This window comes from Arthrobacter sp. BF1 (genome assembly GCF_056680215.1).
In genome coordinates this window covers 2,088,460-2,100,395 of record NZ_CM155271.1, presented here as the reverse complement: position 1 = coordinate 2,100,395, position 11,936 = coordinate 2,088,460, and the positions used below count along the sequence as shown (strand labels likewise).

Below are 11,936 nucleotides of genomic sequence, written 5' to 3'. Positions count from 1 at the left end.
TCCCACCATCGAGCGGGGAGGTCCAGGCGCTATGGCGGCTCCTGAGCGCTGACACGTCACCCCTCGAGCCGCCCGTTGTATTCGAATGCGGGCAGGGCTTAGCTGGTGATGGCCTCGTAGCGCAGCAGCGCAGCTGTCCCCATGCCGCCCGCGATACTGATGAGGGCCAGCGCAAGGGAACCATGGTTGCCGGCGCGCCGGGACTGGGCCAGCAGCCGGGTCACCAGCACTGCTCCCGAAGCTCCATAGGCGTGACCCAGCGCCAGCGCACCGCCGTCGAGGTTCACCCGTTCCGGATCGATGCCCAGCTGGTCCAGGCAAGCCAGGGCCTGCGAAGCGAAGGCTTCGTTGAACTCCACCAGATCCACGCTGTCCGCAGAAATTCCCCGGGCCGCCAGCAGGCGCTTGGCAGCAACCGCAGCACCGATGCCAAGGAGCTCCGGGTCAACGCCTGCCGTATCCGTAGCCAGCACCAGCAGTCCGTCGGCCGCACCGAGTTCCCGCGCCGCCTGCAGCGACGTGATGAGGACGGCGGAGGCGGCGTCCGCGTCGAAGCATGAGTTCCCGGCGGTGACAGTTCCGCCGTCCACGAAGGCAGCGGGGAACCGCGCCAGGACTGCCGCATTGAGTCCGCGCCGCGGCCCGTCATCCGTGCTGACGGTTCCCGCCGGGGTATCCAGCCCCGTGATCTCGCCGCTGAAGTGCCCCGCCGCGGCCGCCGCCAGGGCACGCTGATGGCTTCGCAAGGCCAACGCATCCTGCCGCTGCCGACTGACTGCGAAGCGGGCAGCCACGTTCTCCGCAGCCACCCCCATGTCCGGATCGCCGAAGCTGTGCGGCACAAACTGGGCCCGCGCGAAAAAGTCAGGTTCGCCGTCGTCGTTCCGGTGTGCCCGCAAGGGTGCGGTGCTGATGCTTTCGACTCCCCCGGCGAGGTACACAGGGCTTCCGCCCGCGGCCACCAGCCGGGCCCCGAGCGCAATCGCATCCAGTCCCGAGCCGCACTGCCGGTCCACGGTCAAGCCGGGGACGGTGACGGGAAGTCCGGCTTCCAGCAGGGCCAGCCTGGCCACGTTGCCGCCGCCGCCCACAGCGTTGCCGATCACCACATCGGCTACGGCGTCCGGGGAAATACGGCTCTCGGTCAGGAGCTGTGCCAGCACAGGCGCCAGCAGTTGGTGCGCCCGGAGGTCCTTGAGTGACCCGCTGGCCCGGCAGACCGGTGTGCGCCGGGCCGCGATGATCACCGGTTGCCGGTCTGCCGGCAGCACGTCAGCGGTCAAGTTGACGCACCCTGGGGTCGCGGGATCCGATCCATTCAAGCAGGATATTTCGGCTGATTTTGCCGCGGTCAGTGGTGGGCAGCTCAGTCAGGGAGAAGTACTGCACCGGGCGTTTGTCGCGCGACAGGATGTTTTCGACGCCGGCCTTCAGCTGCGTCGCGCTGATGCCGCCATGGGCCGGAACCACGCCGGCCACCACGCGCTGGCCGCGGATGTCGTCAGGCATCCCGGCGGCAATCGCCGCCGCCACTCCGGGGACGCACGCCAGCGCGAGCTCCACCTCGTGCGGGTAAACATTCTTCCCTGAGGTGAGGATCATGTCCGCGCGCCGGCCGAGGATGTGCAGCTCACCGTCGGAGAGATACCCTTGGTCCCCCACGGTGAGCAGCCCGCCGAAGGAACGGAGGGCCTGGCCGTCGTCACCCCACAGGTAGCCGTTGCTCACCATGCCGCTGCGCACGCAGATGTTGCCGATCTCGCCATCCGGCAGGTTGGAACCGCCGTCGTCGAGGATCCGGACCTCCACCCCGGGGAACGCGCGGCCGATTCCGGTGCCGCCGGCGTCGAGCTTCCCGGCGGGCAACCCCATACCGGACACAAAGCTCAACTCCGACGCACCGTAGTACTCATAAATGGTGGCGTTGGGTGCCCAGCGCCGCGCGGCTTCGAGCGTGCGTGCATCAAGCTTTGAGCCGGCGCAGATGATGGCCCGCAATCCGGCGGCGTCCACACCGCCGGCGAGGCCGCGCTCACTGAGCAACCGCAACATGGTGGGCACAAGCACCAGGCGGGTGACGCCGTCGTGCGTGATGGCCGCGTGGACATCACCGACGTCGAAACCCTCCAGCGTCTGGAACTCCGAGCCTGCATACAGGCACTCGGCCAGGGCATAAAGGTTAAGGCTCGCTGCGAGGGGTCCAGGTGCCAGCGTCACGTCGTCCTGACGCAGGCCAAAGAACTCGATGGAGGCCTCAAAGGATTCGCGCCAGGACTGCCGCGACCTGGTGAAGGCCTTGGGCACAGACGTGGTGCCTGAGGTGAGGCCGATCAGGAAGGTCGATTCCGGCTGCCCGTCAGCCAGCGCATCCGCCGGGGAGACCGCGCCGGCCCGGGCTGCCGCCTTGAGCCGTTCCCTGATCTCCCGGCGCAGTCCCTCCGGCCAGGCCGGGTCCAGGACGGCGCACTGACGCTCCCCGGCCAGCGCCGCCGCGAACCGCACAGCAAAGCCCACCGAGTTGGCTTCCGCCAGGACGGTGACAGCTGTTGTGCCGGGGATGGCCACTGTGGCGGCATCGCGAAGCTCGGCCCAGCGCATGCGGCGGCCCGCAACCACGACCGCGGTGTCATGGGGGCGCTCGTCGGCCCAGCGCTGGATGTTGTCGAGAAAAGGCATCTCTCAACTTTACCGGTGGGACCCGCTTCAGCTGCTCCGGCAAGCGCTATTGTGACTTCATGAGCTTCAATGACAACGTCCAACTGGACCCATCGCAGGTGCAGGACCGTCGCGGCATGGGCCGCGGCGTCAAAGTCGGCGGCGGCATCGGGGGCGGGCTCATCCTGCTCATCGCAGCCCTGCTCGGCGTGAACCCCGCCCTGCTGGAGGGCCTTACCGGCGGCGCAGGTACCCCTGACCAGAGCCAGGGCACGGCACCGGCGTGCAAAACAGGCGCCGACGCCGATGCACGGCTGGACTGCCGGATCACTGGAACGGTCAACAGCTTGAACGCCTTCTGGCCGGCATACCTGAAGGACTACGGGGTGCAGTACCCCCAGCCTAAGACGATCATTTTCGACAACGGCGTCAGTACCGGTTGTGGCACCGCCTCCAGTGCGGTGGGCCCGTTCTACTGCCCCACTGACACTACGGCCTACTTCGACCCCGGCTTCTTCCAGGAACTGGTGGACCGGTTCGGCTCCTCCGGCGGACCCCTGGCCCAGGAGTACGTGGTGGCGCACGAGTTCGGCCACCATGTCCAGAACACCTTGGGCTACCTGGACCGTGCCCAGCAGGATCCGCAAGGGCCGGAGTCAGGCGCGGTCCGGTCTGAGCTGCAGGCTGACTGCTACGCAGGCCTCTGGGTGCGGCACGCATCAACCCAGCCAGGACCGGACGGGCAGCCGTTCCTGGAACCGATCACCCAGCAGGACCTGAACGACGCCCTGTCAGCGGCCTCGGCAGTAGGCGATGACCGGATCCAGAAGGCGGCCACCGGTCGCGTCTCGCCCGAAGCCTGGACCCACGGCTCCAGCGAACAGCGGCAGAAATGGTTCTACACCGGCTACCAAAGCGGCGACATCAACCAGTGCGACACGTTCTCGGCTGCCAACCTTTAGATGGGGCCGGTGGGGTACGACGACGGCCGGTCACCTTCGCGCAGAAGGTAACCGGCCGTCGTCGTACGTTTTTCCCGCGGTAGGGAGGGGAATTAGATGTTGAAGCCGAGGGCCCGCATCTGGTCCTTGCCGTCGTCCGTGATGCGTTCCGGACCCCACGGCGGCATCCACACCCAGTTCAGGCGCCAGTCATCCACAACGCCGTCCAGGGCCTTGCCCACCTGCTCCTCGATCACGTCGGTGAGCGGGCAGGCGGCCGTGGTGAGCGTCATGTCGATCAGCAGGGCGCCGTCGTCGTCTGAGTACTTCAAGCCGTACAGCAGCCCCAGGTCAACGATGTTCACGCCGAGCTCGGGGTCGATGACGTCCTTCAATGCCTCTTCGATATCCTCGAGGCCCGTCTGGGCCGCTTTGATTTCGGTCATGGCGTAAGTCCTTACTAGGCCTGTGCTGCAGCGATGGTGGCTGCGCCGGCGCCCGTGGCGTAACGGTCGTAGCCTTCTTCTTCAAGGCGGTCAGCCAATTCCGGGCCGCCCTCTTCGACAACCTGGCCGTCAACGAACACGTGCACGAAGTCAGGCTTGATGTACCGCAGGATGCGCGTGTAGTGCGTGATGAGCAGCGTACCCATGTTGCCTTCGGCGTGGGCGCGGTTGACACCTTCGGACACAACCTTCAGCGCGTCGACGTCCAGGCCGGAGTCAGTCTCGTCCAGGATGGCGAACTTCGGCTTGAAGAGCTCCAGCTGAAGGATCTCCACGCGCTTCTTCTCGCCGCCGGAGAAGCCTTCGTTGACGTTGCGCTGGGCGAAGTCGGCGTCGATGCGCAGCTTGCCCATGGCGTCCTTGACTTCCTTGGTCCAGGTACGCAGCTTGGGCGCTTCGCCGTCAATGGCAGTCTTGGCGGTGCGCAGGAAGTTGGTCATGCTGACACCGGGAACCTCCACGGGGTACTGCATGGCCAGGAAAACACCGGCACGGGCGCGCTGGTCCACGCTCATCGCGAGAACGTCTTCGCCGTCGAGCGTGATGGTGCCGCTGGTGACGTTGTAGCGCGGGTGCCCGGCGATGGTGGACGCGAGGGTGGACTTGCCGGAACCGTTGGGGCCCATGATGGCGTGGGTCTGGCCGGTTTTGATGGTCAGGCTGACGCCCTTCAGGATCTCCTTGGTGCCCTGCTCCGTGTCAATGCTGACGTGCAGGTCCTTGATCTCAAGAGTAGACATATGTCTTGTTCTCCTCTGCACCGGGCCTTTCGGCGGCGGTGCGGTCTGTATCTGGAAGTTTGGTTCTGTTGCTTGTGTCCGGCTGGCACCGGGTGATGCTGCTAGCTGAAGTTCGGGGCTTCGGCTCCGTTGAGGACGTTGGTGAAGTCCACGTAAACCTCGTCGCCGACAATTTCGACAGCGAACACCGGCACGGGATCGTAGGCGGGCAGCTGGAGCGGTTCACCGCTGCGCAGGTCGAACTGGGAGCCGTGGCCCCAGCATTCGATCTTGCACCCCTCCACTTCGCCCTCGGACAGGGAGATGTCCGCGTGCGAGCAGGTGTCCCCGATGGCGTGGATTTCTCCCATGGAATCCTTCACGATGGCTACCGGGTAGTCGTCGATCAGGATCCGCAGCGCCTGCTTGAGCTGGATTTCATCCGTCTTGCAGACAAGTTCGCCCTTTGGCTGGTCAGTCATCTGTTGGTCCGCGCCCTCTAGTTGTTCGTTACGGCGAGTTCGCGCTCAACAGCCTCGGTCAGCCGCTCTTCGAGGGCCGGTACCTTGATCTGCTGGATGATCTCGTGCAGGAAGCCACGGACTACGAGCCGGCGGGCGACATCTTCTGGGATTCCGCGGGCCTGCAGGTAGAACAGGTGCTCGTCGTCCAGGCGACCGGTGGCGCTGGCGTGGCCGGCTCCCTTGATCAGGCCGGTCTCGATTTCCAGGTTGGGAACCGAGTCGGCGCGGGCACCGTCCGTAAGCAGCAGGTTGCGGTTCGCCTCGTAGCTGTCGGTGCCTTCGGCTTCCTTGCGGATCAGGACATCGCCCACCCACACTGCGTGGGCGTTGCGGCCCTGCAGCGCACCCTTGTACAGCACGTTGGACGTGCAGTTGGCCACTGCGTGGTCAACGAACAGTCGCTGCTCAAGGTGCTGTCCGGCATCGGCGAAGTACAGGCCGAACATTTCCGCTTCGCCGCCGGGAGCGGTGAAACGGGCAGACGGCGTCACGCGGACAAGGTCGCCGCCGAGGCTGACGACGACGTGCTTGAGCTTGGCGTCACGGCCGATCCTGGCCTGCTGCGAGGAAGCATGCACGGCGTCCTCGTTCCATTCCTGGAGCGAGACAACCGTGAGGTCGGCGCCGTCTTCAACAACGATTTCGATGTTCTCTGCCACCACGGCTGAACCCTGGTGGTCGAGGACCACAACGGCCTTGGAGAACTTCTCCGCCACGATCACCAGGTGCTGGGCGGCGGCCGCGGTGTGCTGGCCGGTGATGAGGACGGTGACCTCGGTGTCTGCTTCAAACTCCGCCGGGATGGTGAGGACGGTGGCTTCGCTGAAGTTCTCCCAGGCATTGGCGGACACGCGGTCCTCCGGGATGCCGGCAGAACCGATGCGCTTGTCATCGCGGGCCACGGTCTCCACCGTCACCCGGTCAGGACCGCTGACGGTGACGGTGGGGGCAGCACCCGCGAGTACCTCGCTGTGCAGGCCGCGCAGGCGTTTGAGCGGGGTGAACCGCCAGTCCTCTTCGAGCCCGGTCAGCGGTTTGAAGTCCGCCAGGTTGTACGAGGTCAGTCGGCCGGCGCGTGAGCTGTCCGGAATGCCCACGCCGCCGCCGTGCGAGTGGCTCTTGACCGCTTCGCCGGCCAGCGGGGCCTTGGACGTGGCCGAATTGATCGGAGACAGGCTTTCGCCTTCTTCCGTGAAACCGTTAATAAACGGCTGGGCCGAGGGCGCGCCGATGCGGGCCTTTTCAGTAGTGATTTCAGTCATCGTTATCCGACGGACCCTTCCATCTGCAGTTCAATCAGGCGGTTCAGCTCAAGTGCGTACTCCATCGGGAGTTCGCGGGCGATGGGCTCGATGAAGCCACGGACGATCATCGCCATGGCCTCGTCTTCGCGCATGCCGCGGGACATCAGGTAGAAGAGCTGCTCTTCGCTGACCCGGGAAACAGTTGCCTCATGGCCCATCACCACGTCATCCTCACGGATGTCGATGTACGGGTAGGTGTCCGAACGGCTGATGGTGTCTACCAGCAGCGCATCGCAACGGACGGTGTTGGCAGAATGCTTGGCGCCTTCGCGTACTTGGACCAGGCCGCGGTAGGCAGCACGGCCGCCGCCACGGGCTACGGACTTCGAGATGATGGAGCTCTTGGTGTTCGGTGCGATGTGCACCATCTTCGAGCCCGTGTCCTGGTGCTGGCCGGCACCGGCGAAAGCGATGGACAGGGTCTCGCCCTTGGCGTGCTCGCCCACCAGGTAGACGGCCGGGTACTTCATGGTGACCTTGGAACCGATGTTTCCATCGACCCACTCCATGGTGGCGCCCTCTTCGCAGATGGCACGCTTGGTCACCAGGTTGTACACGTTCGTGGACCAGTTCTGGATGGTCGTGTAGCGGACGCGGGCGCCCTTCTTCACGATGATTTCCACGACGGCGGAGTGCAGCGAGTCCGAGGTGTAGATCGGCGCAGTGCAGCCTTCGATGTAGTGGACGTAGGAGTCCTCGTCGGCGATGATCAGGGTCCGCTCGAACTGGCCCATGTTTTCCGTGTTGATGCGGAAGTATGCCTGCAGCGGGATGTCCACGTGGACGCCCTTGGGCACGTACACAAAGGAGCCGCCGGACCAGACAGCCGTGTTCAGTGAGGCGAACTTGTTGTCGCCCACAGGAATGATGGTGCCGAAGTATTCCTGGAAGATCTCAGGGTGTTCACGCAGGGCGGTGTCGGTGTCGAGGAAGATCACACCCTGCCGTTCAAGGTCCTCACGCAGCTGGTGGTAGACGACCTCGGACTCATACTGGGCGGCGACGCCGGAAACCAGGCGCTGCTTTTCGGCCTCGGGGATGCCGAGCTTGTCGTACGTGTTCTTGATGTCCTCGGGGAGTTCCTCCCAGCTGGTGGCCTGCTTCTCGGTGGAACGCACGAAGTACTTGATGTTGTCGAAGTCGATGCCGGAGAGGTCTGCACCCCAGGTGGGCATGGGCTTGCGGTCGAAGTACTTCAGGCCCTTGAGCCGGAGATCAAGCATCCATTCCGGCTCGCTCTTCTTGGCCGAGATGTCACGGACGACTTCTTCATTGATACCGCGGCGGGCGTTGGCGCCGACGTCGTTCTTGTCGGACCAGCCGTACTCGTAGGTGCCAATGCCGTGGAGCTCGGGATTCTTTTCCAGAATCTCCGAGATCACAGTGTCTTCGGCTACCGCTTTCTCTGATAGTTGGTCCGTCATCACGGCCTTTCTTGCTGATGGTTGGTTACTTCATTCAGGCTGGCGGGGGCTGCCTGCGGGACCTGGGGTCCGCCGGCAGCCAGCCGGCCTGTGGGTATGTGGGTGGTGCAGACGTGCCCGCCACGCGCAAGGGTGGAGAGGCGACGCACGTCTACGCCCACCAGCCGGGAGAACACTTCGGTCTCCACGTCGCAGAAAACAGGAAAATGGGCGGCGAGCTGCTGGATGGGGCAGTGCCCCTGGCACAGCTGAACGCTGGACAGTGCCGCTGGAAGCGGGGCCTTGGCCTCGATGGAGGCTGCCGAGGCCACAAAGCCGTCCCGGCTCAGGGCTGCGGACAACGCCTGCGCCCGGGCCGTGATGTCCGTACCGGCATTTTCAATTTCGGGCGTATAGCGGCGTTCCATGTCCGCGAAACGCTCGACGGCGAATGCGCGGACGGCGTCGTCGCCCGCCATCTCGTGGAGCTGCTTGAGCGCCAAGGTTGCGATGTCGAGGTAGTCGTTGCCGAGAGTGGACTGGCCCTGTGAACTTAGGACATAGCGGCGTGCAGGGCGTCCCGCGCCGGCGCCGGCTTTGGCAACGCGCTTGACTTCGATGACACCGCTGCGGTCCAGATGGTCCAGATGCCTCCGGACGGCGGCAGGTGTGAAGCCCAGCATGTCGCCGAGTTCCGCGGCACTGATGGGGCCATGCTCCAGAACTGCACCGAGCACGCGGTCCCGGGTACGCTCGTCAGGGTCCGCCACCGGCGAAACGGCGACGTGGCCGCGGTCCGTGGTGATGCGCGGCGCTCCGTGCCCGGCGACGGGCACAACAGTAGCGTTGGTCATGGAATACACAACACAATCATGTCGTAATTTAGTCCCCTGTTCCAGTAAGGCGAGGCTGACCTGAGTCAGGGTCCGGGAATCGGCCGAAGTACTACATCCCGTAGAATGCTGGGGTGCGATCCCCCGAATCCCCGGTTCTGTCCATCAGCGGGCTTATTAAGGATGTTGGTCCGCTGGCCAGCCTGGATGGAAAGATGCTCCGGGTGGTGAGCGGCGTCTCCCTTGTCGCCGAACGCGGCCAGGTGACCGCCCTGCTGGGCGCCAACGGGGCAGGAAAAACTACCACCATCGAATGCGCCCAGGGTCTCCAGGCGCGCAGCGGTGGAACCATCTCGCTGCTGGGGCAGGATCCCGGCCGTTCGGGGGCAGACCTGCGCTCCCGTGTTGGCGTGATGCTTCAGGACGGTGGGCTCCCGCCGTCGGCCAGGCCCATTCCCCTCCTGCGCCACATTGCGGGGATGTACGCCCGCCCGCGTTCCGTTGACGAACTCGTTGAACGACTCGGCATTGATTCCTTCGCCAGGACGTCGGTACGCCGGCTCTCCGGCGGCCAGAAGCAGCGTCTGGCCCTGGCAGCGGCCCTGATCGGCAATCCGGAGGTCCTGTTCCTGGACGAGCCCAGCGCAGGTCTGGATCCGCAGTCGCGGCAGCTGGTTTTTGAGCTCATTGCAGAGCTGCGGGACGCCGGGATGGGAATCATTCTCACCACCCACCTCATGGACGACGCGCAGCGCCTGGCCGACTACGTCTACATCATCGACGCCGGCCGCAACGTCGCGGAAGGTACCGTTGCGCAGCTTCTCCAGCGGGAGCCCGCCGTCGAGTCCGGCGAGCACATCCGCACTCTCCTCTTTGAAGCCGAAGCCGGGCTCAACCTCACCGGGGTCCTTCCCGAGACCATTACCGTCAGCGAAACACGCGCCGGCAGCTATGTTGCCAATGGACCGCTCACACCCCAGGATCTGGCCGCCCTCACCTCGTGGTGGGCCGCCCACGGGGTGATGCCCACATCGCTGAGCCTCGCGGCGCGAAGCCTCGAAGACGTCTTCCTCGATGTTTCGGGAAAGGAAATCCGATGACCGCTCCGGACGCCGTCGTGCGCCAGCAGCCCGCGACCCTCGCCCGCCGCATCCTGCTCCAAGGCAAATACGAAGCAGTCGCGATGCTCAGGAACGGCGAACAACTGATCCTTGCGGTGGTCCTGCCGCTGCTCGCCCTGGTGGGCCTGACGGTTACACCGCTCCTGGACGGACTTGGCGGCAGCCGCATCAACATCGCAGTCCCCGGCATCCTGGCGCTCTGCGCACTGTCCACCGCCTTTACCGGCCAGGGCATCGCCACCGGGTTCGACCGCAGGTACGGGGTCCTCCGCTTCCTCTCCACCACGCCCCTGGGGCGTCCCGGCCTGATTGCGGGCAAGGTCCTTGCCGTCCTGGCCGTGCTCGCGCTTCAGGTGGCCGTCATCACGGCGGTGGCACTGCCCCTCGGCTGGAGTCCGCCCGCGGCCGGCTGGCTGCCGGGCCTGACGTTGCTGGTCCTGGGCGCGGCGGCGTTCACCGCGCTCGGACTGCTGGTTGCCGGCACTGTCCGGCCCGAAGCGACGCTGGCCATCACCAACCTGCTGTGGATCCTGCTCGGCGCGCTAGGCGGCATTGTGATTCCCGCCGATCGGCTACCCGCCGTCGTCCAGGGAGTGGTGCACTACCTCCCGTCAGGCGCACTGGGTGCGGCCTTGCGCGAGGCCTTCCTCTTCGGCACCGTTAATTTTGGTGCTGCCCTCATACTGCTGATCTGGACAGTCCTTGCCGGAGCAGCAGCCATCCGTTGGTTCAAGTGGAATTGAGATATCCGTGAGCACGGCTTCACGCCTCCCTGAGTTTGCCGGCCGCCTGACGTCGCGGCTGCCCCGTATCGTCGACGCCCGCGTTCGGCGCCTCGCCGTGGCCTCGCTCGTTGGCCAGACCTTGCTAGTGGTCACCGGCGGCGCGGTCCGGCTGACCGCCTCCGGGCTGGGCTGCCCCACCTGGCCGCGCTGCACCGACACGTCCCTGGTCAACACCGCTGAAATGGGTATCCACGGGTTCATCGAGTTCGGCAACCGGCTCCTGACCTTCGCCCTGGCTGCGATCGCGGTGCTGATGCTGGTGTACCTGTGGAACCTGCGTAAGGAGCGCCGCGACCTGTTCCTGCTGGCATTGGGCCTGTTGGCCAGCATCCCAGCCCAGGCCGTGATCGGCGGCATCACCGTCCTGACCAACCTCAATCCCTGGGTGGTGGGCCTGCACTTCCTGGTGTCCATGGCGCTGGTCGTCATCGCTACCCTGCTGGTGAACCGGGCCTACGGGCGGACCGGACGGTTTGCCCCCGTCTCACTGCCCGCCTTGCCGGGCGTACTGCGCCCGGTGACCGCCGCCGTCGCGCTTTTCTCGGCAGCGGCCGTCATCCTCGGCGTCGTGGTAACCGGCGCCGGTCCGCACGCTGGAGATGCTGACGCGCCGCGCAACGGGCTGGACTGGGACCTGTTCTCCCACATCCACGCCGTACCGGCCTACCTGGTCACGGCCGGAACCCTGTTCGCGCTCGTGTTGGTGTTTACCGGCCGGATACCGGGCTCTTTCAGGACGGCAACTGTCCTGCTGCTGGCTGTCACTCTGCTGCAGGCGGTCATCGGCTTCACGCAGTACTACAACGGGATTCCCGCCCTGCTCGTGGGCGCCCACATGCTGGGTGCGGCACTGTTGATGAGCGCCTCAACGAACGCCGCCGACGTCGCGCATTCCAGCCCCACGAAGTAGCCCCCGCGAAGTAGCCCCCCGCGAAGCAGTCCCGCCTCCCCATGCTCGCAGCGCCGAAGTGCCACGGTTCCCGGAACCGTGGCACTTCCCCCTTAACCCTCTCTCACTTGCTGCAGGAATTTCACGAACGCTCTCTCACTTGATGCGGGAAATTGAGGAACGCTCTCTCACTTGATGCGGGAAATTGAGGAACGCTCTCTCACCTGCATCAGAGACAAAAGGACCCTCCCTCACC

The 11,936-nt window shown here is 65.4% G+C and carries 12 protein-coding genes; 4 read left to right on the top strand and 8 right to left on the bottom strand.

Translation table 11 applies throughout. The features are described from left to right. Positions 1-98 precede the first annotated feature (98 nt). A complete protein-coding gene (locus tag AC1MCD_RS09825; protein WP_498678036.1) occupies positions 99-1,283 on the bottom strand; it encodes a thiolase family protein in 1,185 nt (394 codons plus the stop codon). Further along, positions 1,273-2,676, bottom strand: coding sequence for a class I adenylate-forming enzyme family protein (locus AC1MCD_RS09820; protein WP_498678035.1), 1,404 nt, complete (start codon positions 2,674-2,676; stop codon positions 1,273-1,275). Before AC1MCD_RS09820 ends, AC1MCD_RS09825 begins: the two co-directional genes overlap by 11 nt. Positions 2,677-2,735: 59 nt before the next feature. On the opposite strand from AC1MCD_RS09820, the gene ypfJ reads away from it, so the two are divergent. Next, positions 2,736-3,617, top strand: coding sequence for a KPN_02809 family neutral zinc metallopeptidase (ypfJ, locus tag AC1MCD_RS09815; RefSeq protein ID WP_498678033.1), 882 nt, complete (start codon positions 2,736-2,738; stop codon positions 3,615-3,617). 92 nt (positions 3,618-3,709) lie between these two features. Here the strand turns inward: ypfJ and AC1MCD_RS09810 are convergent, their stop codons facing one another. From AC1MCD_RS09810 to AC1MCD_RS09785, 6 genes are all read right to left on the bottom strand, one after another. Continuing rightward, positions 3,710-4,042, bottom strand: a complete 333-nt coding sequence (locus tag AC1MCD_RS09810) for a metal-sulfur cluster assembly factor (RefSeq protein ID WP_309817448.1) — start codon at positions 4,040-4,042, stop codon at positions 3,710-3,712. 14 nt (positions 4,043-4,056) lie between these two features. Beyond that, the gene (gene sufC / locus AC1MCD_RS09805) at positions 4,057-4,842 is read right to left on the bottom strand and encodes a Fe-S cluster assembly ATPase SufC (protein WP_190988447.1); all 786 of its coding nucleotides are present in this window, start codon (positions 4,840-4,842) and stop codon (positions 4,057-4,059) included. 101 nt (positions 4,843-4,943) lie between these two features. Then, on the bottom strand, positions 4,944-5,303 hold the full coding sequence (locus tag AC1MCD_RS09800; RefSeq protein WP_498678032.1) for a non-heme iron oxygenase ferredoxin subunit: 360 nt from the start codon (positions 5,301-5,303) through the stop codon (positions 4,944-4,946). Positions 5,304-5,320: 17 nt separating this feature from the next. Continuing rightward, a complete protein-coding gene (gene sufD / locus AC1MCD_RS09795) occupies positions 5,321-6,607 on the bottom strand; it encodes a Fe-S cluster assembly protein SufD (protein ID WP_498678031.1) in 1,287 nt (428 codons plus the stop codon). Between the two features lie 2 nt (positions 6,608-6,609). Next, positions 6,610-8,073 (bottom strand): Fe-S cluster assembly protein SufB, encoded by a 1,464-nt coding sequence (gene sufB, locus AC1MCD_RS09790; protein ID WP_190988450.1) that lies wholly within the window; start codon positions 8,071-8,073, stop codon positions 6,610-6,612. Beyond that, complete coding sequence (locus AC1MCD_RS09785) at positions 8,073-8,915, bottom strand: helix-turn-helix transcriptional regulator (protein ID WP_498678028.1); 843 nt, start codon at positions 8,913-8,915, stop codon at positions 8,073-8,075. Before AC1MCD_RS09785 ends, sufB begins: the two co-directional genes overlap by 1 nt. A gap of 104 nt (positions 8,916-9,019) precedes the next feature. On the opposite strand from AC1MCD_RS09785, the gene AC1MCD_RS09780 reads away from it, so the two are divergent. From AC1MCD_RS09780 to AC1MCD_RS09770, 3 genes are read left to right on the top strand one after another with little or no spacing between them, the layout of a single operon-like run. Beyond that, positions 9,020-9,985 (top strand): ABC transporter ATP-binding protein, encoded by a 966-nt coding sequence (locus AC1MCD_RS09780; protein ID WP_498678026.1) that lies wholly within the window; start codon positions 9,020-9,022, stop codon positions 9,983-9,985. Beyond that, on the top strand, positions 9,982-10,749 hold the full coding sequence (locus tag AC1MCD_RS09775) for an ABC transporter permease (protein ID WP_498678025.1): 768 nt from the start codon (positions 9,982-9,984) through the stop codon (positions 10,747-10,749). Before AC1MCD_RS09780 ends, AC1MCD_RS09775 begins: the two co-directional genes overlap by 4 nt. A gap of 7 nt (positions 10,750-10,756) precedes the next feature. After that, entirely contained in the window at positions 10,757-11,701 is a 945-nt protein-coding gene (locus AC1MCD_RS09770; protein ID WP_498678024.1) for a COX15/CtaA family protein, read from the top strand. The last annotated feature ends 235 nt before the right edge of the window (positions 11,702-11,936 follow it).